Annotated in this window: 19 protein-coding genes; 9 read left to right on the forward strand and 10 right to left on the reverse strand. The window is 70.9% G+C overall.

What is annotated here, in order from left to right; all coding sequences use genetic code 11:
- Nucleotides 1–513 precede the first annotated feature (513 nt).
- Nucleotides 514–1,080 carry a DJ-1/PfpI family protein gene (locus tag ACLZN2_RS33175; protein WP_416983102.1) on the forward strand — a complete coding sequence of 189 codons (567 nt, stop codon included), beginning with the start codon at nucleotides 514–516 and terminating at the stop codon, nucleotides 1,078–1,080.
- A gap of 36 nt (nucleotides 1,081–1,116) precedes the next feature.
- Here the strand turns inward: ACLZN2_RS33175 and ACLZN2_RS33180 are convergent, their stop codons facing one another.
- Both ACLZN2_RS33180 and ACLZN2_RS33185 read right to left on the reverse strand, forming a co-directional pair.
- Complete coding sequence (locus ACLZN2_RS33180) at nucleotides 1,117–1,785, reverse strand: HAD family hydrolase (RefSeq protein WP_416983103.1); 669 nt, start codon at nucleotides 1,783–1,785, stop codon at nucleotides 1,117–1,119.
- Nucleotides 1,786–1,879: 94 nt separating this feature from the next.
- Nucleotides 1,880–2,395, reverse strand: coding sequence for a DUF6912 family protein (locus ACLZN2_RS33185; protein ID WP_416983104.1), 516 nt, complete (start codon nucleotides 2,393–2,395; stop codon nucleotides 1,880–1,882).
- Between the two features lie 483 nt (nucleotides 2,396–2,878).
- Here ACLZN2_RS33185 and ACLZN2_RS33190 point away from each other — a divergent pair, with 483 nt between their 5' ends.
- Nucleotides 2,879–3,406, forward strand: a complete 528-nt coding sequence (locus ACLZN2_RS33190) for an Rv3235 family protein (RefSeq protein WP_416983105.1) — start codon at nucleotides 2,879–2,881, stop codon at nucleotides 3,404–3,406.
- A gap of 83 nt (nucleotides 3,407–3,489) precedes the next feature.
- Here the strand turns inward: ACLZN2_RS33190 and secA are convergent, their stop codons facing one another.
- A complete protein-coding gene (secA, locus tag ACLZN2_RS33195) occupies nucleotides 3,490–6,333 on the reverse strand; it encodes a preprotein translocase subunit SecA (RefSeq protein ID WP_416983106.1) in 2,844 nt (947 codons plus the stop codon).
- Nucleotides 6,334–6,720: 387 nt separating this feature from the next.
- Here secA and ACLZN2_RS33200 point away from each other — a divergent pair, with 387 nt between their 5' ends.
- Nucleotides 6,721–7,302 carry a GNAT family N-acetyltransferase gene (locus ACLZN2_RS33200; protein WP_416983107.1) on the forward strand — a complete coding sequence of 194 codons (582 nt, stop codon included), beginning with the start codon at nucleotides 6,721–6,723 and terminating at the stop codon, nucleotides 7,300–7,302.
- Nucleotides 7,303–7,371: 69 nt separating this feature from the next.
- A complete protein-coding gene (locus tag ACLZN2_RS33205) occupies nucleotides 7,372–8,556 on the forward strand; it encodes a winged helix-turn-helix domain-containing protein (RefSeq protein ID WP_416983108.1) in 1,185 nt (394 codons plus the stop codon).
- A 6-nt stretch (nucleotides 8,557–8,562) separates the two neighbouring features.
- Here ACLZN2_RS33205 and ACLZN2_RS33210 read toward each other — a convergent pair whose 3' ends face one another.
- The 7 genes from ACLZN2_RS33210 to mtnA form a co-directional block, all read right to left on the reverse strand.
- Complete coding sequence (locus tag ACLZN2_RS33210) at nucleotides 8,563–9,309, reverse strand: response regulator (protein ID WP_416983109.1); 747 nt, start codon at nucleotides 9,307–9,309, stop codon at nucleotides 8,563–8,565.
- Nucleotides 9,310–9,519: 210 nt separating this feature from the next.
- The gene (hpf, locus tag ACLZN2_RS33215) at nucleotides 9,520–10,212 is read right to left on the reverse strand and encodes a ribosome hibernation-promoting factor, HPF/YfiA family (RefSeq protein WP_416983110.1); all 693 of its coding nucleotides are present in this window, start codon (nucleotides 10,210–10,212) and stop codon (nucleotides 9,520–9,522) included.
- A 313-nt stretch (nucleotides 10,213–10,525) separates the two neighbouring features.
- A complete protein-coding gene (locus ACLZN2_RS33220; RefSeq protein WP_416983111.1) occupies nucleotides 10,526–11,455 on the reverse strand; it encodes a ComF family protein in 930 nt (309 codons plus the stop codon).
- A gap of 174 nt (nucleotides 11,456–11,629) precedes the next feature.
- Entirely contained in the window at nucleotides 11,630–13,468 is a 1,839-nt protein-coding gene (locus ACLZN2_RS33225) for an LpqB family beta-propeller domain-containing protein (protein ID WP_416983112.1), read from the reverse strand.
- Nucleotides 13,458–15,563, reverse strand: coding sequence for an MtrAB system histidine kinase MtrB (mtrB, locus tag ACLZN2_RS33230; protein WP_416983113.1), 2,106 nt, complete (start codon nucleotides 15,561–15,563; stop codon nucleotides 13,458–13,460). The genes ACLZN2_RS33225 and mtrB overlap by 11 nt, the downstream gene beginning before the upstream one ends.
- A gap of 1 nt (nucleotide 15,564) precedes the next feature.
- The gene (gene mtrA, locus ACLZN2_RS33235; protein WP_187283109.1) at nucleotides 15,565–16,254 is read right to left on the reverse strand and encodes a two-component system response regulator MtrA; all 690 of its coding nucleotides are present in this window, start codon (nucleotides 16,252–16,254) and stop codon (nucleotides 15,565–15,567) included.
- 114 nt (nucleotides 16,255–16,368) lie between these two features.
- Nucleotides 16,369–17,511, reverse strand: a complete 1,143-nt coding sequence (gene mtnA / locus ACLZN2_RS33240; RefSeq protein WP_416983114.1) for an S-methyl-5-thioribose-1-phosphate isomerase — start codon at nucleotides 17,509–17,511, stop codon at nucleotides 16,369–16,371.
- Nucleotides 17,512–17,651: 140 nt separating this feature from the next.
- Between mtnA and ACLZN2_RS33245 the strand changes: the two genes are divergently transcribed.
- The 5 genes from ACLZN2_RS33245 to ACLZN2_RS33265 are packed head-to-tail and all read left to right on the forward strand — an operon-like array spanning nucleotide 17,652 to nucleotide 23,277.
- Nucleotides 17,652–19,007, forward strand: coding sequence for a glycerophosphoryl diester phosphodiesterase membrane domain-containing protein (locus tag ACLZN2_RS33245; protein WP_416983115.1), 1,356 nt, complete (start codon nucleotides 17,652–17,654; stop codon nucleotides 19,005–19,007).
- 4 nt (nucleotides 19,008–19,011) lie between these two features.
- Nucleotides 19,012–19,785: a DUF4129 domain-containing protein gene (locus ACLZN2_RS33250; protein ID WP_416983116.1), complete on the forward strand. Its 774-nt coding sequence runs from the start codon at nucleotides 19,012–19,014 to the stop codon at nucleotides 19,783–19,785.
- The gene (locus tag ACLZN2_RS33255; protein WP_416983117.1) at nucleotides 19,782–20,978 is read left to right on the forward strand and encodes a DUF4350 domain-containing protein; all 1,197 of its coding nucleotides are present in this window, start codon (nucleotides 19,782–19,784) and stop codon (nucleotides 20,976–20,978) included. Before ACLZN2_RS33250 ends, ACLZN2_RS33255 begins: the two co-directional genes overlap by 4 nt.
- Nucleotides 20,978–21,967 (forward strand): AAA family ATPase, encoded by a 990-nt coding sequence (locus ACLZN2_RS33260; RefSeq protein WP_416983124.1) that lies wholly within the window; start codon nucleotides 20,978–20,980, stop codon nucleotides 21,965–21,967. Before ACLZN2_RS33255 ends, ACLZN2_RS33260 begins: the two co-directional genes overlap by 1 nt.
- Complete coding sequence (locus ACLZN2_RS33265; RefSeq protein WP_416983118.1) at nucleotides 21,967–23,277, forward strand: DUF58 domain-containing protein; 1,311 nt, start codon at nucleotides 21,967–21,969, stop codon at nucleotides 23,275–23,277. The genes ACLZN2_RS33260 and ACLZN2_RS33265 overlap by 1 nt, the downstream gene beginning before the upstream one ends.
- Nucleotides 23,278–23,428 lie beyond the last annotated feature (151 nt).

The raw sequence follows: 23,428 nt of genomic DNA on the forward strand, positions 1-23,428 counted from the left end.
GCGCGCCGTTGCGTGACGTAGAAGGAAGTACGGTCTCTTCCCTTGCGACTCGACGCCACAGTCCGGGGTCTCCGGTCCGCTCCGACGCTATGCCGCAAGGTGAGATGAGCGGGGGGTTATCAGCCATTCTCGACACCACCGCGAGGTGTGACGCTGCTCTCCGCGCCGCGCTTTCCCCGAGTGTGTACGGCGTCCCGGGGCCCCTTGCGCCCCTGTCCCGCCCGCAAGGACCAGCGTCCGCCGCCCGGCCGCGGAGATGGTCCGCACACACCGGGCGCAGGGCAGGGGCGACGAAACCCCCGCGAACTATCGCGCTGATCACGCCACTAAGGCTATCGCTCCGCACCGGGGGCCCGTCATGAGCCGTATGTGTACAAAACAGGGGGCAGAACTTTGACGTTCTGCACAGGGGCGGGGCGGCGCGGTCGAGGTGCGGGGGCGGCGCAGTCGACGCGGGTGCCGTCACCGAGGGACCCTGAGGCTGACAGCGCCCGCAAGAGAGGAGCCGCCACCATGACCGCGAAGATCCTCATCGTCACCGGCGACGCAGCGGAGTCCCTGGAAGTCCTCTACCCCTACCAGCGTCTGCTCGAGGAGGGCTATGAGGTCCACATCGCCGCCCCCACCCGCAAGAAGCTCCGGTTCGTCGTCCATGACTTCGAACCCGGCTTCGACACCTACACCGAGAAACCCGGCTACACCTGGCCCGCCGATCTCGCCTTCTCCGAGGTCGATCCCGGCCAGTACGCCGCCGTCGTCATCCCCGGCGGCCGCGCCCCCGAGTACCTGCGCAACGACCCCGAGCTGCGCAAGATCCTCAAGTCGTTCTTCGACGCCGACAAGCCCGTGGCCCAGATCTGTCACGGCCCCCTGCTCACCGCCGCGGCCGACGCGCTGAGCGGGCGCCGGGTCACCGCCTATCCCGCGCTGGAGATCGACATGCAGTCGGCCGGCGCCACCTACCAGGACACCGAGGCCGTGGTCGACGGCACCCTCGTCTCCTCCCGCGCCTGGCCCGACCACCCGGCCTGGATGCGCGAGTTCCTGAAGATACTGCGCGCGAAGACCCCGGCCGGCTGACCTCCCCACCGGTGCGGCGCCCCCGGACGCCGCACCTCAGGCGGCCAGCTCCCCGGCGACCTCCACCGCCTCCGCCAGGGAGTCCACCACCGGCACCCCCGCCCCCTCCAGACTGGCCCGGCTGTGCGACCCCCCGGTGTACAGCACGGCCCGCGCCCCCGCGTGCATGGCCGCCACCGCGTCGTCGGCCGCGTCCCCGATCACCACGGTCCGCGCCGGCTCCACCTTCCCCAGCGCGGCCAGATGCCGCACCATGTGCTCCGCCTTGCTGCCCCCGGACGGCCCCACCCGCCCGTCGACCCGCAGGAAATGCGGCTCTATCCCGAACCCCCGCACCAGCGGCACCAGTTCGTCATGCACGTACATGCTCAGCAGGGACTGGCTGTGCCCCGCCGAACGCCACCCCGCGAGCAGTTCCGCCGCCCCTTCGGTGAGCCCGCACCGCACCCGGTGCTCCGCGTAGTACCGGTGGAAGATCTCGTCCATGAGCTCCCACTCGGCGTCCGTCGGCAGCCGCCCCATGAGCCGCTCGTAGAACTTCGGCACCGGCACGCAGTACAGCGCCCGGTACCGCTCCAGCGTCAGCGGCTCCAGCCCGAGCTCCGCGAACGCCGCGTTCGTCGCCCCTATGATCGCGTCGTTGTCATTGAGCAGCGTCCCGTTCCAGTCCCAGACGATGTGCGCCGCCACCTGCTGCTTCCCCATGCAGCAAAAGTACCCGCCCCCACTGACAATCATGAGCGGAGACCACCCCGCGCCCCTCGGGCGCCGGCGCGCACCCCTGCGGCGGCCGTCCGGCTCAGCCTGCGGCGCCCACCAGGTTCGGGATCTCCTGCGTGGCGAACCACAGCAGCTCGTGGTCCTCGGCCCCGTCCACCACGAACTGCGCGTCGTCGTCCCCGCCGTCCGCCGCGCCGAGCGCCTCCGCCGCCGCGGCCACGTCCGCCTCCGCGTCCCCGGCGTCGACGTGCACCGAGGCCGCCTTGGCCAGCGGGACGGTCCCCGACACCCGCATCTCGCCGAGCGCCGCCGGATCCAGCCCCCGGTCGGGGTCCACCTCGGTCGCGCGGTCGGGTACGTCGACGGCGACCACGACCCGCCTGCGCGGTGCGCCCGGGTCCGCGGCGAGCAGCCGCAGCGAGGCGAGCGCGGCCCGGCTCAGCGCCGCGTACTCCAGTTCCTCGATGTCGTCGGACAGGTACCACTCGCGCAGGGCGGGCGTGACGGCGTAGGCGACGAGCGGTCCGGACCCCAGCTCCCCCGTCTTGTGCGCCTCGGCGAGGCCGGGGAGGGTCAGGGGGACGTAGACACGCATGGCTGGCCGCTCTTTCGTCGTCGGATTCCGCCCGGACGGTCCGCCCGGAAGACCTTCAGGATACGTGCGCCCGTCCCCTTTCGAGTCCCTCCCCGCACGCCGGAACGCGTCAACTCCGCGCCCCGATTTTCACCCCCCACACCGCCCCCACCGGGGCTTTCCCCTCCCCAGATCACCCTGATAGGTGAACCACCGTCCCCCTTGCCGCAAACTCTCCGCAGCCTTGCCATCACTGCCCGCAACCCCGTACAAGATCGACGACAGCAAGTTACCGACCGGTAAAAGGTCGGCCCCACCACCCCACCAAGCCGATCGAACGGGGACACGATGAACAAGGTCATGACAAGAAGGCCCACCGACGGCGCAGCACCCCCTGCCACCGACGCAGCTGCGGGCAGTCGTGCCGCTGGGGCGGCACGGGTGGGCGCAGCACCCCCTGCCACCGACGCAGCTGCGGGCAGTCGTGCCGCTGGGGCGGCACGGGTGGGCGCAGCGGCACCCGGCACCGCCGGCACGCGCCCGCCCACAGCAGCCCCCGGCAACGCCGGCACCCGCCCACCGGGCCGCCGCGACCCCCGCCGCCCCGCCGGCGCCCCACCCCGCACCCGCCAGACCCACCCGGCCCAAACCCCCACCACCGCCCGAGGCCCCCAGCACCCCACCCCACCCCAACCCCGCCCCACCGACCTCTTCGCCGACCGCCTCCTCGCCGTCCTCAGCGGCCGACGCCCCGTCCACTCGATGCTCCGCCACACCCTCGGCAGTGCCTACGACGACCTCTTCCACCTCGCCGAACACGGCCCCCTGCGCGGCAACCACGGCGTCCCCACCGTCCGGGACATCGGCTACTACGTCCCCCGCCCCGGCGCCATCGAGGCCTTCGCCCGCATCGGCACCGGCGACCGCCTGCGCGCCATGGCCTTCCGCCTGGAGCTCGGCACCGACCGCCGCTGGCGCTGCACAGCCGTGGAACTGGGCGGCCCCCGCAGGCCCCACACGGAGGACGACTGAGCCCGCTCCCCGTCCCTTACAGGCGGAACACGCCAAAGGGCCGGGCCACCCGAAGGTGACCCGGCCCTCAAAGCCCCACGCGGCTACTTCTTACGGCGTCCCCGGGCCTTCGCCTGCTTGCGGCGCTCCGCGCGCGTGAGGCCGTCGGCCTCCGAGCGCACCGGCTCGTCCTCGTCGTCGAATTCGCCCTCGATGGTGCCGCCCTCGCCGTCCACGGTCGGCGCGGAGAAGTGCAGGTTCCGCCGCTGCGGAGCGTCCAGCCCCTTGGCGCGGATCTCCGGACGGGCGCCCGCCTGGGCCGGCACCACGTCCTGCTTCTCCATGTCGACCGGCTCGGCGTCCTCGACCGGAACCTCCTCGACCTGCTGCTCGACCTGGACCTCCAGGTTGAACAGGTAGCCGACGGACTCCTCCTTGATGCCGTCCATCATCGCGGAGAACATGTCGAAGCCCTCGCGCTGGTACTCGACCAGCGGGTCCTTCTGCGCCATCGCGCGCAGGCCGATGCCCTCCTGGAGGTAGTCCATCTCGTAGAGGTGCTCACGCCACTTGCGGTCCAGCACCGACAGCACGACCCGGCGCTCCAGCTCACGCATGATCTCGGAGCCGAGCTGCGTCTCACGCCCCTCGTACTGCTCGTGGATGTCGTCCTTGATGGACTCGGAGATGAACTCGGCGGTCAGACCGGCCCGGTCACCGGCCGCCTCCTCCAACTCGTCCACAGTGATCTTCACCGGGTACAGCTGCTTGAAGGCGCCCCACAGCCGGTCCAGGTCCCAGTCCTCCGGGAAGCCCTCGGCGGTCTCCGCGGAGACGTACGCGTCGATCGTGTCGTCCATGAAGTGCTGCACCTGCTCGTGCAGGTCCTCGCCCTCCAGGACGCGGCGCCGCTCGCCGTAGATGACCTCACGCTGACGGTTGAGGACCTCGTCGTACTTCAGAACGTTCTTACGGGTCTCGAAGTTCTGCTGCTCGACCTGCGACTGCGCGGACGCGATCGCACGCGTGACCATCTTGTTCTCGATCGGCACGTCGTCCGGGACGTTCGCCATCGACATCACGCGCTCAACCATCTGCGCCTTGAACAGACGCATCAGGTCGTCACCCAGCGACAGGTAGAACCGCGACTCGCCCGGGTCGCCCTGACGGCCGCTGCGGCCGCGCAGCTGGTTGTCGATACGACGCGACTCGTGCCGCTCGGTGCCCAGCACGTACAGGCCGCCGAGCTCCTCGACCTCTTCCTTCTCCGCCTTGACGGCCTGCTCGGCCTTCTCCAGCGCGGCGGGGAGCGCCTGCGCCCACTCCTCGATGTGCTCCTCGGGGTCCAGGCCGCGCTGGCGCAGCTCCGCGTCCGCGAGGTCCTCGGGGTTGCCACCGAGCTTGATGTCCGTACCACGGCCGGCCATGTTGGTGGCCACCGTCACCGCGCCCCTGCGGCCCGCCTGGGCGACGATCGACGCCTCACGCTCGTGGTGCTTGGCGTTCAGCACCTCGTGCTGGATGCCGCGCTTGGAGAGCTGCTGCGAGAGGTACTCCGACTTCTCGACGGAGGTGGTGCCGACGAGGATCGGCTGCCCCTTCTCGTGCTTCTCCGCGATGTCGTCGACGACCGCCTCGAACTTGGCGACCTCGGTGCGGTAGATCAGGTCCGACTGGTCCTTGCGGATCATCGGCTTGTTCGTCGGGATCGGCACCACGCCGAGCTTGTAGATCTGGTGGAACTCGGCGGCCTCGGTCATCGCCGTACCGGTCATGCCGGACAGACCGGGTACGTCCTTGCCGTCGTGGTCCTGCCGCTTGTACAGGCGGAAGAAGTTCTGAAGGGTGATCGTGGCGAGCGTCTGGTTCTCGTCCTTGATGTCCACCCCCTCCTTCGCCTCGATCGCCTGGTGCATGCCCTCGTTGTAGCGGCGACCGGCGAGGATACGGCCGGTGTGCTCGTCGACGATCATGACTTCGCCGTCCATGACGACGTAGTCCTTGTCCTTCTTGAAGAGCTCCTTCGCCTTGATGGCGTTGTTCAGGTAGCCCACCAGAGGGGTGTTCACGGACTCGTACAGGTTGTCGATGCCCAGCCAGTCCTCGACCTTGCCGACACCGGCCTCGTGAATGGCGACCGTGCGCTTCTTCTCGTCGACGTCGTAGTCGCCGGTCTCCTCCAGGCCCTTCAGCGGGTTGCCCGCCTCGCCCTTCTTCAGACGCGTCACCAGCTTGGCGAAGTCGCCGTACCACTTCGTCGCCTGGTCGGCCGGACCGGAGATGATCAGCGGCGTACGCGCCTCGTCGACCAGGATGGAGTCGACCTCGTCGACGATGGCGAAGTTGTGGCCCCGCTGGACCAGCTCGTCCTTCGACCACGCCATGTTGTCACGCAGATAGTCGAAGCCGAACTCGTTGTTCGTGCCGTACGTGATGTCGCACGCGTACTGCTCGCGCCGCTGGGCCGGCGTCATGTTGGCCAGGATGCAGCCGACTTCCAGGCCCAGGAACTTGTGGACGCGGCCCATCATCTCGGAGTCGCGCTCGGCCAGGTAGTCGTTGACCGTGATCAGGTGCACGCCCTTGCCGGACAGCGCGTTCAGATACGCGGGCAGCGTGCCGACGAGGGTCTTGCCCTCACCGGTCTTCATCTCCGCCACATAGCCGAGGTGCAGGGCCGCGCCACCCATGATCTGCACGTCGTAGTGACGCTGGCCAAGAACACGCTTCGCGGCCTCACGCACCGTGGCGAACGCCTCGGGCAGCAGGTCGTCCAGGGACTCACCATCGGCGTACCGCTGCTTGTACTCCTCGGTGAGGGCCCGCAGCTCGGCGTCGGAGAGGTCGCCGAAGTCCTCTTCGATGGAGTTGACCTGGTCCGCGATGCGGTGCAGCTTGCGCAGGATCTTGCCTTCGCCTGCACGCATGATCTTCGAGAGGACGGACACGGGGGTTGGTCTCCTTGCCGGTCGGGCCTGGGACGGTCGGTTTCCATTTGACTTACTGAGCAACGGCCATCGTATGCGAGGACCCCGCCACGCCGGGAGGCCTGCCGTGACGAGGACCGCACACTGTCGCGCACACGCGCCAAAATCTTCTTCAAACAGGACAACGTCCGGCCCCGGCCGATAGTGCCGCCCCCAGGCCGCGAATTGCGCGAATCGTGATCACCCGCTCACGCCCCGCGAAACCACCCGGCCCGCACAGCCGATCACAGGATCGACCGGACACACGGACACGGACACGGACAACGGAACCGTACAACCGATCGAGTTCGCCACCCGCACGCCCTCAAACAGATGGCGCCCGTCCGCCGGCTCCACCACAATCTCCCGATGGAGCCCCTCACCCTCACCACCGACCGCCTGGTCCTGCGCCCCGTCGGCCCCCAGGACACCGACGCCGTGTACACCGCGGCCCAGGACCCCGACATCCAGCGCTGGACCACCATCCCCTCCCCCTACCTCCCCGAACACGCCCGCAGCTTCACCGAACAGGTCGCCCCCGACGGCTGGGCCGACGCCTCGATGTACACCTTCGGCGTCTTCCTCCCCGACGGGACCCTCACCGGCATGCTCGGCCTCACCATGCGCTCCCTCGGCACCGCCGAGATCGGCTTCTGGACCGCCAAGGAACACCGCGGCCGCGGCTACACCACCGAGGCCACCCTCACCGCCGCCCGCTGGGCCTTCACCCACCTCGCCGTCGACCGCGTCGAATGGCGCGCCGAAGTCGGCAACACCGCCTCCCTCGCGGTCGCCGAGCACACCGGCTTCACCCTGGAGGGCACCCTCCGCTCCGCCGTCAACAACAAAGGCGTACGGCGGGACTGCTGGGTCGGCTCCCTCCTCCCCTCCGACCTCGGCCTGCCCTCGGCGGCCCCCTACCTGCCCCCTCCGGCCCGACCGACCCCGTAGGAACACCCCCGCCGGGACGAATCCCCAGCTCACCCCACACTGTCAGTGCCACCGCCTATCGTGCGACGCATGACGACCCCGCGCCCCGCCACCGAGCTCTCCGCAGACGAAGCCCGCCGTATCGCCCTGCGCGCCCAGGGCTTCCTCGGCACCCCCGACCGCAGGGCCGGCGTCCGCGGAATCCTCCGCCACCTCGGCGCGGTGCAACTCGACACCATCTCCGTCCTCGCCCGCTCCCACGAACTGATCCCCTACGCCCGCCTCGGGCGCGTGGGCCGGACAACCGTCGAGGACGCCTACTGGAAGGACACCCACGCCTTCGAGTACTGGTCCCACGCCGCCTGCATCCTCCCCATCGAGGAATGGCCCCACTTCGCCTTCCGCCGCCGCGCCTACCGCAACCGCCCCCACTGGAACCACGACCTCCCCGAGGGCACCTACGACCAGGTCGTCAAACAGCTCCGCGCCGAAGGCCCCCTCACCGCCACCGAACTGGGCGGCGCGAAGAAGACCAGCGAGTGGTGGGACTGGTCCGGCACCAAGGTCGCCGTGGAACGCGCCCTCATGTACGGCGAAGTGGTCTGCGTGGAGCGCCGCGGCTGGAAACGCGTCTACGACCTCGCCGAGCGCGCCGTCCCCGCCGACCTGCTGCACGACGAACTCGACGACACCGAATGCCTGCGCCGCCTGGTCCGCCTCGCCGGACAGTCCCTGGGCGTCGGCACGCGCGCGGACCTCGCCGACTACCACCGCCTCAAGGGCGAACAGGTCGACGCCGTGATCGCCGACTCGGGCCTGGTCCCGGTCACGGTCGAGGGCTGGGGCAAACCGGCCTGGGCCGACCCTGCGGCCCTGGCGACACCCCCGCGCGGCCGCCACCGCACGACCCTGCTGTCCCCGTTCGACTCACTCATCTGGGAACGGGCACGCACCGAACGGATCTTCGGCTTCACCCACCGCCTGGAGGCCTACGTCCCCAAGGCCAAACGGGTCCACGGCTACTTCGCGATGCCGGTCCTCGCCGGCGGCCGGCTCGTGGGCCGCGTCGATCCGGCCCGCGAGGGCAGCACCCTGGTCGCCCGACAGGTCACCCTGGAGAGCCCCAAGGCGGTCCCCGCGGTGGCGGAGGCGCTGGTCGAGGCGGCAAGCTGGGTGGACTGCATGGACATACGTGTGGAACGGGTCGACGCCCCGGAGCTGCGCGACCCCCTCACCCAGGAAGTGACCCGCGCTCTGGTCACCGCCCTGCGCTGACCGGCTTCACCGGATCTCGAGGATCTTCTCCCGCATCGCGTACACGACCGCCTCCATCCTGGAGTGCAGCTGCAGCTTCTCCAGGATGTTGCGCACATGGTTCTTCACGGTGTTCTCGGAGATGAACAACTCCTTGGCGATGTCACGGTTGTTCATCCCCGTGGCCACCAGCTTGAGCACCTCCAGCTCACGGTCCGTCAGCCGGGGCGCGGGCACCAGCCGACGCTCGTCCGTGCGCTGGATCATCGACTTGAACTCGGTGAGCAGCTTCGACGCCATCGAAGGGCTGATCTGCGACTGCCCGTCCGCGACCGCCCGAATCGCGGTGGCGACCTCGTCCGTCGAGATCTCCTTCAGGAGATAGCCGGTCGCACCCGCCTTGATCGCGTCGTAGAGGTCCGCCTCCTCATCACTGATCGTCAGCATGATGATCTTCGCGCTGGGGGCCACCTCCTTGATGGAGGTGCACGCCTCGATACCGCCGCGCTTGGGCATCCGTACGTCCATCAGGATGATGTCCGGCAGCAGATCAGCCGCCTTGTCCACGGCCTCCGCCCCGTCGCCCGCCTCACCGACGACCTGGATGTCCTCCTCGGCCGCGAGCACGATCTCCAGTCCCCGGCGGAACAGGGCGTGGTCGTCCACCACAAGGACTCTGATCGGCTCCTTGCGGGAAGCACCCGCGTCCGGGCCCATGCCGGCGACGCCGTCGTCGGCATCCTCGTCCCGCATCGGTCCGAAGCTGTCCGCCATCGTTCCTCCCCCTGAAGGCTGCGGCTGTGGTCCTGAGCCATCGCCAACCCAAGGCTGCGGCCCACCGATTGGGCCACACCGGCCATGATTCCATGCCCGTACGACAACGCGGTGACAGAGCGCTGCCCCAAGGGGTCGCACACGGGTGCCCCTGGGGGCGCACACCGCGCTCCAGGGGCACACCGCGTCCTTCACAGTCACCGGGCAGGGTCAGCCGCCCAGCGCCCCGCCCGCCTCGGGGGAATGCGCCTGGGCGACCATCGGGTCCGTGTCGAGGTGGATCACGCCGTAGTCGTAGGCGTGGCGTCGGTACACGACGCTCGGCTGCTTGGTCTCGGAGTCGACGAACAGATAGAAGTCATGGCCGACCAGTTCCATCTCGTAGAGGGCCTGGTCGAGAGTCATCGGAGCGGCGACGTGGGTCTTCTCGCGGACCACGAGGGGGCCATCGCCCTGCACTTCCAGCGAACCGATCTTCTTCGTCGGCACGCTGTCCGACGCTTCGGACGGCACGGGGTGCCCGTTGCCGTTGAGCGTCGCCACACCCGGAACGTGGTCGGGAACCTCTGCCGCGCTGAGCCGGCGTGCGCCACGGCGCGTGTACCGCTTGTCGTGCTGCTTGCGCAGCTGGGCGTCCAGCTTCTCCGCCGCCAGGTCGAGTGCCGCATACGGGTCGCTTGCCGCGGCCTCCGCCCGGATCACAGGGCCACGGGAGCGGAGCGTGATCTCCACTCGGTCGCACCGGTCGGCCTGTCGGGGGTTGGGCTCCTTGGACACCTCGACGTCGAGGCTGATCACCTTGCCGTCGAGCTTCTGGATCTTCTCCAGGTTCAGCTTCTCGGCCACGTGCTTGCGGAACCGCTCGGGCACCTCGGTCTTGCGGCCCTTGACGACGATGTCCACGCAGAACTCCGTTCCCGGATCACTCCGCCTCAGTGCGGAGCGTCTCCCTTTTGCACCAGGCTCCGGTGAGCACCGGAACCTCGGACTTGGTGACTTCCACCTCCTCCTCCCCCATCGGCGAGATCTACACCCCAGGTGCCACGGACGATTACCAAAACCGCAGCACGGCATTCGGATATGAGAGGTGTGGCCTGCGGCTTTCCCTCACAACCGAACATATCTCGCTCGGACGGATGTCGTCACCCTCTACTGCGCCGTACCTCCGTTCAGGCGAATTGACCCTGTCATTACCTGCAACGACGCAAGTTCTCAGTCAGTTCCGGTTTATTCCGAAGGAATCCGGCGACGCCGCGACCACGGCCGCGCAGAGCACGTCACCACCGCCTCCACCTCCCACGCCCACACCTCCCTCCCCCGTCCGGGACCGCCGTACCCCTGTCCCTTCCCGAGCGACACCCGCGTACACGGCCGACACGCCACCGCCACCCCCTGGGACCCCTTCCACCCCCCGGTTCCCCGTCACCCCAACGGCCCCACCGGCCGTCCCGCAGTGCCCTTGGGCCCGCCCCGGGGGCTCCGTCGCCGCCGCCGTCGCCGCCCGTACCGCCCGCGCCGCCTCCGCGAGCGAGGCACCCGTCGTCACGAGGTCGTCGACCAACACCACCGGCCCACCGCGCAACAAGCGCCCTCCCCCGGGCAGCACCGCCAGCGCACCCACCAGGTTGTCCTGCCGCTCACGCGAGTTCAGACCCGCCTGATCGGCCACAGCCCTGCGCTGCCGCAGCACTGACGCCACCTGAGCCCGTACCCCGGCCCGCCTCAGCTCACCGGCCGCGGCGAGGGCGATACGGCGGGCGGGGTCGTGGCCGCGGGCGCGGGTGGTGGAGGGGGCTGAGGGGACGGGGACCAGGAGGGGCCCCTCCCCCTCCCCCTCCCCCGCCTCCCCCAACCCCACCCACACCGCCCCCGCCAACGCCACCCCCAGCACCCCCGCCAGCCCCAGCCCACCCCGTTCCTTGTGCGCCAGCAGCACCGCCCTGACCTCGTCCGCGTAAGGCGCTGCCGCGTGCACGGCGGGCAGCCCGGCCGGTTCAGGCACCGGCCGCACACGCTGGGGCGGATGTCCATGGAGTGCGCGCCGGCACTGTGGGCAGAGCACCGTACGGCTCCGCCCGCAGCCGGCGCAGTCGGCGGGCAGGACGAGGCCTGCGAGGTCCTGCCACCACCTGCGAACGCGTTCCATGTCCACCACTGTGCCGAGATGTGAAGGCCTCGGCCACCCCTGTGGAAAACTGTGGGCGCCCGCCTGTGGAAAACCGACCGGTAAGTCAGATAAACGTCGGCCGAGCCCGCCCGCAGGCAGCTCGACCGGCCAAATCGGAGGGCCGTCCGGGAAAGCGGACGGCTGCCGAAGAGATCACCCCGGATAAAACGCGACCGAGGCGGTTTCCTTCAGTGTGCGCCAGCCGCTCCCGCCGGGCAGCCACAGCAGTCCGTCCTTGGAGGTCGCGAAGAGTGGGGCCTCGCTGTCCTCGGAGGCGGCGATGCTGGTGACCTCGGTGAGGCCGGGCAGGGTGCCGGACTCGGGGATGGAGCCGTCGCACTGCACATACTGCACCTGTTCGACGCCGCCGGATTCCTGCCCGACCACGACGAGCCGGCTGTCCCCGGCCCAGGCCACGGCCGTGACCTGCTCCAACTCGGGTGTTGCGGAGCGCAGTTCCTGTACGGACACGGACGGCTGGTCCGCGCTGCCCGCGGCCCGTTCGATGCGCCCGATGAGCAGGGACTGTTTGCCGTCCTTGTCCACGACGAGCGCGATGCGTGCCCCGTCGGCGGCCACCCGTACGGCGTTGATACGGCCGTCCAGTCGTGGTGTGAGCACCTCGACGGGTTTGCCGCCGCCCTTCTGCAGCAGCAGGAGCCGGGGGTCGACGGGGTTGCGGTCGGCGACCCACAGGTCGCCCTGGGCGTCCCAGGTGGGGGTGGTGAGACGGTCGGCCTCGGTCCTGCCGGTGCTGGTCAGGACGGGGTCGCCGAGGGAGCTGCTGGCCACGGTGGAGGTGACGTACAGGTTCTTGCCGTCGAGGGTGACTCCGGCGGCGCTGTGTTCGTCGCGGGCCACGGCCACCGAGAGCAGTGGTTTGGTGCCGTCGCCGAGCGCTCCGGGGACGGGGTCGGCCTTGGCGTTGCCGCCGACGCTGCTCGGCATGCGGAGGAGCTGGTGGTGGCCGTCGATGAAGTACAGGTTTTCGGGGTGGATCTCGCTGCCGCGGGCTGCCACGGCGGCGGCATGGGTTTCCTTGAGCGTGCACAGTTGCCGGCCACCGGCGCGCAGGGCGATCTCCTCGACGGTGGGGGTGAGGCTCTGGAGGGTGTACAGCAGTTGGGCGGCCATTTCGGAGCACTTGCTCTGCCCGATGTTGGCCGCCTTGCCGTTGAGGGGCACGGTGACCTTGTTCTGGTCGTCGGGCGTGAGCGCGCTGACGCCCTTCTTCAGTGCCGTGCCGGTGGGGAAGCCGGACCGTACGACGGGGCGGAGCCAGCTGGTGGGGCCGCCGAGCAGGGAGCGGACCATCTGGGTCATGGGGTCGACACGTTCACGTACGTAGACGGGGTCTGCGACGGCCATGGGCTGTCCGGAGGTGGCGGAGGTGGTGTTGGAGGCGAAGTAGTACTTGTTGACGGACATGTAGTTGCGCTGGAAGTCCGATTTGCCCATGACGACGCCTTGGGGGAGCGCGTCGATGCGCCATTGTTCGGTCTTCTTGTCGCGGGTGAGGTGGACCGTCTGGTTGTAGTCGCCGGAGGCGGGGGTGTACGACTGCTGGGCGTCGACGGTGGCGACCTTGGTGCCGGTCAGGGTGAAGGAGTAGTAGTCGTCGCCGTCCTCCCGGCCGCCCCCGGGTTGCGCCTCGGCGCCGGGTCCGTCGGCGAGGACGGTGGTGGAGCGTTCGGGCTGCCAACTCTGGGCGGCCTTGGTGGTCAGGTACTGCCGTGCCGTCGCGTAGCTGGGGTCGTCGCTGGTCAGTGCCTCGAGGAAGCCCTGGACGATTTCCGGGGGCGGTGCGTCGTCGCGGGGCGGCATGGCGAACACCCGTACCTGGGTGTCCTGGCGCGGGGTGGATTCGACGTCGCGCAGATCGCCGCGGTCGGGCATGGAGGCGCATCCGGCCAGCAGTACGACGCCACAGGTGGCGTACGCCGCCGCACGCGCCGGTGTGCGCCGGTGGCGCCTCTGGCGGTCAGCGCCCACGGAATGCCTCCCCTTGCTCGTCCGGGCCCTGTGTTCCGGCGTCCGGCCGGTCCGGGGTGTCGTCCGGGGTGTCGCTGTGTGCAGTGTCGGTGTGTTCCGCGGCGGTGCCGCGGGCCGGTTCGTCGGGGTTCCGGGTGGCCGAGGCGGCGGGCCGGGGCACGACGCGTGCGCCGTTGCCGGGCAGGGCTGTCGGGTCGGCGGTGGGCGTGACCGTGGCCATGCGGGAGGTGAGCGGGGCGTGCGCGGGTGAGAGCGGTTCCCGGGCGGGCTGCACCGGCACGGTGGCGCTCTTCTCGCCGCCCCGGCCGCCCTGTCCGGAATCGTCGAGGCCGCGGTTGCGCCGTGAGTCCTTGGGTTCCAGGGGTATCGGCGAGCCCCGCAGCGGTTCGTCGGCGGTCCTGGGCAGGGTCAGGCGGAACTGTGAGCCTCCGCCGGGTTCGCCCCAGGCCTGCAGCCAGCCGCCGTGCAGCCGGGCGTCCTCGAGGGCGATGGAGAGTCCGAGGCCGGTGCCGCCGGTGGTACGCGCGCGTGCCGGGTCGGCGCGCCAGAAGCGGCTGAAGACGCGGGTGGCCTCGCCTGGCTTGAGTCCGACGCCGTAGTCGCGTACCGCGACGGCGACGGCTCCGCCGGCGGCGGCGAGCTTGACGACGACGTCCTTGCCCTCGCCGTGTTCGACGGCGTTGACGACGAGGTTGCGCAGTACGCGCTCGACGCGCCGGGCGTCGGCCTCGGCGACGACGGGCTGCTGGTCGCCGAGGACGCGTATGGTCGTGCCCTTGCGGTCGGCGAGCGGCGCGGCGCCGCTGGTGACGCGCCGTACGACCTCGCGCAGGTCGATGGGTTCGGCCTCCAGGGCGGCGGCGCCGGCGTCGAAGCGGCTGATCTCCAGCAGGTCGGCGAGCAGGGACTCGAACCGGTCGAGCTGGTCGGCGAGGAGTTCGGCGGACCGCGCGGTGACGGGGTCGAAGTCCTCCCGGGCCTCGTGGATGACGTCGGCGGCCATGCGTACGGTCGTCAGGGGTGTCCGTAGTTCGTGTGACACGTCGGACACGAACCGTCGCTGCATGCGTGAGAGGTCCTCCAGTTGCTGGATCTTGAGCTGGAGGTTCTGCGCCATCTTGTTGAAGGCTTCGCCGAGGCGGGCGATGTCGTCCTCGCCGGTGACCTTCATACGTTCCTGAAGGCGTCCGGCGGAGAGCCGTTCGGCGATCCCCGCGGCCATCCGCACCGGTGTGACGACCTGCCGTACGACGAGCCAGGCGATCGCGCCGAGGAGTACGACGACGAAGAGTCCGGCGGTCGCCAGGGTGCCCTTGACGAGGCTGAGGGACTTCTCCTCCTGGGTGAGCGGGAAGAGGTAGTACAGCTCGTAGGGGTCGCCGTTGGGGTCGTTGAGCTGTTTGCCGATGACGAGGGCCGGCTGGGAGTCCTTGTCGTTGCTGTAGAGGATGCGGGAGTAGCTCTGGGCCGCTCCGGCGTTGCTGTTGATGTGGTCGCGCAGGGCTTCGGGGACGCTCTTGTTGGGGTCGACGTAGCCGGAGGATCGGGGTCCGGGTCCGCCGCCGCTGTCGTCGCCCGGGGGGAGGGTGACGACGTCGAAGGCGCCCTGGCCGCCGCTGGAGAGCGACGACACGAGTTCGCTCATCCATTCGGTGACGTTCTGCGGGGAGCTTCTGTCGACGGCGTTCCCGTCGCCGCCGCCGGCGGCCACCGCCTCGTCGGCCTTCTGTTTGGCGACGGCGAATCCGCCGGTGGCCTGGCTCTGGGAGGCTTTGACCTTGGCGTCGAGCAGTCCGTTGCGGACCTGGCCGATGACGACGAAGCCGAGCAGCAGGACGACGCCCAGGGACATCAGCAGGGTGGTGGCGACGACCTTGAGCTGGATGTTGCGCCGCCACAGTCGCATGACGGGCAGCAGCGGCCGGCGTACCCAGCGCAGCAGCAGGCGCAGGACGGGGCTGCCCTGCAGCCCGCCCTGCAGCAGTCCGCCCTCGAGGAGGCGTCCGAAACGTGAACCCATGGTCTTCCGGCCGACAGGCCGCTCCGGTCGGACCCCGGACCGGCCGGGGGCCGAAGCGGCACTGTCCCCGGACATGTCAGCTCGGTCCCGCCTTGTAACCGACGCCTCGGACGGTCACCACGATCTCCGGCCGCTCCGGGTCCTTCTCGACCTTGGAGCGCAGCCGCTGGACGTGCACGTTGACCAGGCGGGTGTCGGCGGCGTGCCGGTAACCCCACACCTGTTCGAGGAGCACTTCGCGGGTGAACACCTGCCACGGTTTGCGCGCCAGCGCGACCAGGAGGTCGAACTCCAGCGGCGTCAGCGCGATGGACTGCCCGTCGCGCTTCACGGAGTGCCCGGCGACGTCGATCACGAGGTCACCGATCGCCAGTTGCTCCGGCGCCGGCTCCTCCGACCTGCGCAGCCGCGCCCGGATGCGGGCGACGAGCTCCTTCGGCTTGAACGGCTTGACGATGTAGTCGTCGGCGCCGGACTCCAGCCCGACGACCACGTCGACGGTGTCGCTCTTCGCCGTGAGCATCACGATCGGTACGCCGGACTCCGCCCGGATCAGACGGCACACCTCGATGCCGTCCCGTCCGGGCAGCATCAGGTCCAGCAGCACCAGATCGGGTTTCGCCTCCCGGAACGCGGCCAGCGCCTTGTCGCCGTCGGCTACGAAAGACGGCTCAAAACCTTCACCACGCAGCACGATGCCGAGCATCTCGGCCAGTGCGGTGTCGTCGTCGACGACAAGGACTCGTCCCTTCATAAACGACATCATCCCATTCTCATAACGGTGAAGGTGACGCAGGTGAGAAGCCTCACCGCCCGGTGACGATAGTCGTACGGGACCGTCACTGTCTGCCCTCAGCGGCAGACAGTGATCTCAGGGGCATCAGGCACCCGTCCCGGGACGCGCCCTCGCGCACAGTTCGGCCAGCCCTTCCGCCGTCACCGGCGACACCGCGCCCTCCTCCGTGACGATCGCCGTCACCAGTTCCGGCGGCGTCACGTCGAACGCCGGGTTGTACGCCTGCGTCCCCAGCGGCGCCACCGGAATCCCGCCTCCCGCTCCCGTCACCGGCACCTGCGGCGCCGTCACCTCGGTCACCTCGAACCCGGGGCGCTGCTCGACCTCGATCGCCGCCCCGTTCGGCGTGTGCGGATCCACCGTCGTCACCGGCGCGACCACGATGAACGGCACATGGTGGTACCGCGCGAGCACCGCGAGCGGATAGCTCCCCACCTTGTTGGCCACCGAACCGTCGGCCGCGATCCGGTCCGCCCCGATCAGCACCGCGTCCACCTCACCCGCCGCGAACAGCGAACCCGCCGCGTTGTCCGTGAGCAGGGTGTACGCCATGCCGCTGCGCGCCGCCTCGTACGCCGTCAGGCGGGCACCCTGCAGCAGCGGACGTGTCTCGTCCACCCACAGCCGCCGCAGCCGCCCCTTCCTGTGCGCCGCCAGCGCCACGGCGAACGCCGTGCCCTCCCCGCCGGACACCAGCGAGCCGGTGTTGCAGTGCGTGAGGATCCGATGCCCGCCGCCGGGCAGCAGCTCGTCCAGGAGCGCCTGCCCGTGCCCGGCCATCCGGGCGCTGGCCTCGGCGTCCTCCCGGTGCAGTCGCCTCGCCGCGGCCAGCGCGGCCTGCGCGCCCTGCGCCGGATCGCCTCCGCCTGCCAATTCCGCCCGGTACGCGGCCCGGGCCCGGCGCACGCCGAGGGACAGGTTCACCGCGGTGGGCCGTGCCCCGGCCAGCGCGGTGGCCGCCTCCTCCACGTCGAAGCCGCGTACGGCGGCGAGCGCGACGCCGTACGCCCCGGCGATGCCGAGCAGCGGCGCCCCCCGCACCGCGAGCGAACGGATCGCCTCCACCAGCGCCGACGCGTCCGTACAGACCAGCTCGACCTCCTCGGCCGGCAGTCTCGTCTGGTCCAGAAGCACCAGCACGGGGCCTTCGGGCGGCTCCTCCCAGCGGATCGCCGGTATCCCGGCCGGTCGCTCGCCCTCACCGGATTGCGCGTACTGATCAGCCATGCGGCCAGTCTGCCCTTAGTCCGGCGGACAATTGAAGGTGTGCAGCCCCTACCGCGGCCGGTCGCCTGGTGACCACCCCATGGCACGATGGCAGCCAACCTGCCGCCGCGCACGCGGACGGGCATCGTGAAGGAGCGACGATGAAAGACACTCCGGGCTGGGCCTCGCCCGGATCCGCCCCGTCCGACGGGCAGGAGCCCGGCGCGTCCGACCCCGCCGACCGACCTACCGAAGCACGGCCCGAGGACCAGCCGGCGAACCCCCCGGGCCCCGGCGCGAAGTGGTCCAAGGAGCAGCCGCCGCCCAGCCAGTGGTCCGCGCCCGCAGGCCCCCAGAACCCGGGCCAGACCCCGCCGCAGAACCCCGCACAGCCTCCGCCGCCCCCACCGCCCGGCCCCGGCTGGGGCAGCCGCCCGCCCACCGGTCCGTACGGCGGCGCCCCCCACGGCCACCCCGGCTACGCCCCCTACCCGACCTGGGGCAACGGCTGGGGCGGCCCCCCGCCCGCGGCGAAGCCCGGTGTGATCCCGCTGCGCCCGCTCGGTGTCGGCGAGATCCTCGACGGAGCCGTCGCCACCATGCGCACCTACTGGCGCACCGTGCTCGGCATCTCGCTGACCGTCGCGGTCGTCACCGAGATCATCGTCGTCCTGCTCCAGGGCCTGGTCCTGGACAACACCACGGACACCTCCGCCCTCGGCGACCCGAGCGCCACCCTCGACGAGCAGACCAGCGCCATGGGTGACGTCCTGCTCAGCTCCGGTGTCCTGCTGCTGATCTCCCTGGTCGGCACCATCATCGCGACAGCCCTGCTCACGGCCGTCATCAGCCGTGCGGTCCTCGGCAAGCCGGTCACCCTCAAAGACGCCTGGCGCGACGCCCGCCCCCGGATCCCCCGGCTGTTCGGCCTGATCTTCCTGCTCCTGCTCATCCCGGTGGTCGCGGGCATCGCCGGCGCACTGCCCGGCGCCCTGGTGAGCGCCGCCGGGTCCGGCGAGGGCGGGGCCGCGCTCTCGGTCTTCGGCACCCTCGCCGCGATGGTCGTCGCCCTGTGGCTGCTGGTCCGCCTCTCCCTCTCCTCGCCCGCGCTGATGCTGGAGAAGCAGGGCATCAGCAAGGCGATGCGCCGCTCCGCCAGACTCGTCCGCGGCTCCTGGTGGCGGGTCTTCGGGATCCTGCTGCTGGCCCTGATCATCGCCAACATCGTCGCGACGATCGTCGTCGTCCCCTTCGCCCTCGCCGGCGCCGCGTTCAGCGACGGCGGCATCGGCGGTCTCCTCGACGGCACGGGCAACTACGGCTGGACCTACCTGATCATCACCGGGGTCGGATCGGTGATCGGCTCCGTGATCACCTTCCCGATCGTGGCCGGAGTCTTCGTCCTCCTCTACATCGACCAGCGCATCCGCCGCGAGGCCCTCGACCTCGACCTGGCCCGCGCCGCCGGCGTCCAGGGCTACGGCTCCCCCGAACCCGGCACGACCTCGGGGAGCTGATGCGGTGAGCCTGACGGGGGGAGTCCTCACCGCCCCACCGCTCCCGGGCGGCGCCGTACACGCCCTGCTGCGGGCCGCCGACAGCGTCCTGCTCACGGCGGCCCGCTCGGACGACGAGCCGCCCCTGACCATCCCCCGCGATCCCGCGCGCGAGGCGGCCCGCCGCGAACTGTCCAAACGCCTGTACCACGAGAACGACCCCAGCCTGCTCCAACGGGCCCTGAACACCCTCTGGGACTGGATCAGCGGCCTGTTCGGCACCGCGTCCAGCGCCACCCCCGGAGGAACCCTCGGGATGCTGGTCGTCCTCGCGGCCGTCGTGGCCGTGGTGGGCGCCCTGTGGTGGCGCCTGGGCACTCCCCGTCGCCAACCCGCCTCTGCCGCGCCCCTGTTCGACGAACGCCCCCGAACCGCCGCCGAACACCGCGCCGCCGCCGAGGCACACGCCACCCAGGGCCACTGGAACCAGGCCCTCCAGGAACGCATGCGCGCCGTCGTCCGCTCCCTGGAGGAACGCGCGCTCCTCGACACCCGCCCCGGCCGCACCGCCGACGAGGCCGCCGCGGAAGCCGGCCGCACTCTCCCCGCCCACAGCGGCCGACTCCGCGCCGCCGCCCACGAGTTCGACGACGTGACATACGGCGGCCGCCCGGCGACCGAGCAGGCGTACCACCGCATCGCCGCACTCGACCTCGACCTGGAACGCGCCAAACCCCTCCTCACGGCGAGCAGCACCCCCACCACGGCCCCCACCACCCGCCAGGGAGCCGCCGAATGACCACCGAGGCCCCGCTCCCCTCCACCGCGGCCTCGCCCACCGCCCGCCACCTGTGGACCCGCACACGAGGAGTGACACTCGCTTTCACGCTCCTCCTGACGGCCGCCGTGGCGCTCGCCGCCCTGCGCTCCGACACTCGCCACGGCGCCCTCGACCCCCGCTCCGCGGACCCCTACGGCAGCCGCGCCGTCGCGGAACTCCTCGCCGACCGAGGCGTCTCCACCCGAGTCGTCACCACCCTCGCCGAGGCCCGCACCGCCACCGGCCCCGACACCACTCTCCTGGTCGCCTCCCCCGACCTTCTGACGGAGCGACAGCAGCAGCAACTGCACGCCACGACCACCGACTCCGGCGGCCGTACCGTCCTCATCGCCCCCGGCAGCGCCTCCGTCGGCACCCTCGCCCCCGGGGTCACCGCGGCCCCGGTCACCAGCCGCGGCTCCACCCTCACCCCCGACTGCGACCTGCCCGCCGCCCGACGCGCCGGCAACGCCGAAACCGGCGGCATCCGCTACACCACCCGCCACCTCGGCGCCGACCAGTGCTACCCCAGCCAGCGCCTGGCCACCCTCCTGCGTATCCCGGACACCACCGGAAACGGCGACACCGTCGTCCTCGGCGCACCCGACATCCTCTACAACACCCGGCTCGACCAGCAGGGCAACGCCTCGCTCGCCCTTCAACTCCTCGGCTCGCGCCCCCATCTGACCTGGTACCTCCCCTCGCTCTCCGACGCCTCCGCCACCGAACCGGACGACGAGAAGACCTTCTTCGACCTGCTGCCCTCCGGCTGGCTCTGGGGCACCCTGCAACTCTTCGTCGCAGCAGCCCTCGCCGCCCTCTGGCGGGCACGCCGACTCGGCCCGCTCGTACCCGAAAAGCTCCCCGTGGCGATCCGCGCCTCCGAAACCGTCGAAGGCCGCGCCCGCCTCTACCGCAAAGCCAACGCCCGCGACCGCGCGGCCACCGCTCTTCGCTCCACCACACGCACCCGCCTCGCCCCTCTCGTAGGCGTCCCCGTCACCCAGGCACACACACCCGAAACACTCCTCCCCGCCCTGTCCGCCCACCTCCACGGCGACGGACAGCCGCTGCACTCCCTCCTCTTCGGCCCGCCGCCCAGCGACGACACCGCCCTCATCGCAATCACCGACCAACTCGACGCCCTCGAAAGAGAGGTACGCCGTCCATGATGGACCCGACCACTGACAACGCCGGGAACACCGGGGACCCGGGCCGCGCCCGCGCCTCCCTGGAAGCCCTGCGCGCCGAGATCTCCAAGGCCGTGGTCGGCCAGGACCCCGCCGTGACCGGCCTCGTCGTCGCACTGCTCTGCCGCGGCCACGTGCTCCTCGAAGGAGTCCCCGGGGTGGCCAAAACGCTGCTCGTCCGCGCCCTCGCCTCCGCACTCGAACTCGACACCAAACGCGTCCAGTTCACCCCCGACCTCATGCCCAGCGACGTCACCGGCTCCCTCGTCTACGACGCCCGCACCGCCGAGTTCTCCTTCCAGCCCGGCCCGGTCTTCACCAACCTCCTCCTCGCCGACGAGATCAACCGCACCCCGCCGAAGACCCAGTCCTCCCTCCTGGAGGCCATGGAGGAACGCCAGGTCACCGTCGACGGCACCCCCCGCCCCCTCCCCGACCCGTTCCTCGTCGCCGCCACCCAGAACCCCGTCGAGTACGAGGGCACCTACCCCCTCCCCGAAGCCCAACTCGACCGCTTCCTCCTCAAACTGACGATCCCTCTCCCCTCCCGCCAGGAAGAGATCGACGTCCTCACCCGCCACGCCGAAGGCTTCAACCCGCGCGACCTCCACGCCGCCGGCGTACGCCCCGCCGCAGGCCCCGCCGACCTCGAAGCCGCCCGCGCGGCGGTCGCCAAGACCACCATCTCCCCCGAGATCACCGCGTACGTCGTCGACATCTGCCGCGCAACCCGCGAATCCCCCTCCCTCACCCTGGGCGTCTCCCCACGCGGCGCGACCGCACTCCTCGCCACCTCCCGCGCCTGGGCCTGGCTCACCGGCCGTGACTACGTCATCCCCGACGACGTCAAAGCCCTCGCCCTGCCCACCCTCCGCCACCGCGTCCAACTCCGCCCGGAGGCCGAAATGGAAGGCGTGACCGCCGACTCCGTCATCACCGCGATCCTCGCCCACGTCCCCGTCCCCCGCTGATGGCACTCACCGGACGCGCCGCCCTCCTCGCGGCCCTCGGCTCCCTCCCCGTCGGCATCTGGGAACCCAGCTGGACCGGCCTCCTCGCCGTGAACGCCCCCCTGGCCCTGGCCTGCGCCTACGACTACGCCCTCGCAGCCCCCGTACGCCCCCTGCGCCTCACCCGCTCCGGCGACACCACCGCACGCCTCGGCGAGCCCGCAGACGTCACCCTCACCCTCACCAACCCCTCCCGCCGCCCCCTGCGCGCCCACCTCCGCGACGCCTGGCCCCCCAGCAGCTGGCAGCCCGGCACCGAAACCGAGGCCTCCCGCCACCACCTGACCATCCCCGCCGGTGAACGCCGCCGCATCACCACCCACCTACGCCCCACCCGACGCGGCGACCGCCAGGCAGACCGCGTCACCATCCGCTCCTACGGCCCCCTCGGCCTCCTCTCCCGCCAAGGCACCCACAAGGTCCCCTGGACGGTACGCGTCCTCCCCCCGTTCACCAGCCGCAAGCACCTCCCCTCGAAACTCGCCCGCCTCCGCGAACTCGACGGCCGCACCAGCGCCCTCACCCGCGGCGAAGGCACCGAATTCGACAGCCTGCGCGCATACGTCCCCGGCGACGACACCCGCTCCATCGACTGGCGCGCCACAGCCCGCCACTCCACCGTCGCGGTCCGCACCTGGCGCCCGGAACGCGACCGCCACGTCCTCCTGGTCCTCGACACCGGCCGCACCTCCGCCGCCCGCGTCGGCGACGCCCCCCGCCTGGACGCCTCCATGGACGCCGCGCTGCTCCTCGCCGCCCTGGCCTCCCGTGCCGGCGACCGCGTCGATCTCCTCGCCTACGACCGTCGGGTGCGCGCCCTCGTCCAGGGCCGCTCAGCCCGCGACGTCCTGCCCTCCCTCGTCGATACCATGGCCACCCTCGAACCCGAACTCGTCGAGACGGACGCCCGCGCCCTCACCACCACAGCACTCCGTACGGCACCACGCCGCTCCCTGATCGTCCTGCTGACCACCCTCGACCCAGCCCCGGTCGAGGAAGGCCTCCTCCCCGTCCTCCCACGACTCACCCAGCGCCACACCGTCCTCGTCGCCTCGGTCGCCGACCCCCACATCGCCCGCATGGCCACCTCCCGCGGCACCGCCGACGCGGTCTACGACGCCGCATCCGCCGCCCAGGCCCAAACCGAACGCCATCGCACAGCCGAACAACTCCGTCGGCACGGAGTCACAGTCGTGGACGCAACCCCGGCCGAACTCGCCCCGGCCCTCGCAGACGCCTATCTGGCGCTGAAGGCGACGGGACGGCTGTGAGGAAAAAGCGGGCTCTTCCAAGGAGCCCGCAAAACCAAAAATGCCCCTGAACGCAGGAAACCCCCGCACCATACGGTGCGGGGGTTTCCCACAATGATTGTTCGGCGGTGTCCTACTCTCCCACAGGGTCCCCCCTGCAGTACCATCGGCG

It is taken from the genome of Streptomyces sp. T028 (assembly GCF_048159505.1).
Taxonomy (GTDB): domain Bacteria; phylum Actinomycetota; class Actinomycetes; order Streptomycetales; family Streptomycetaceae; genus Streptomyces.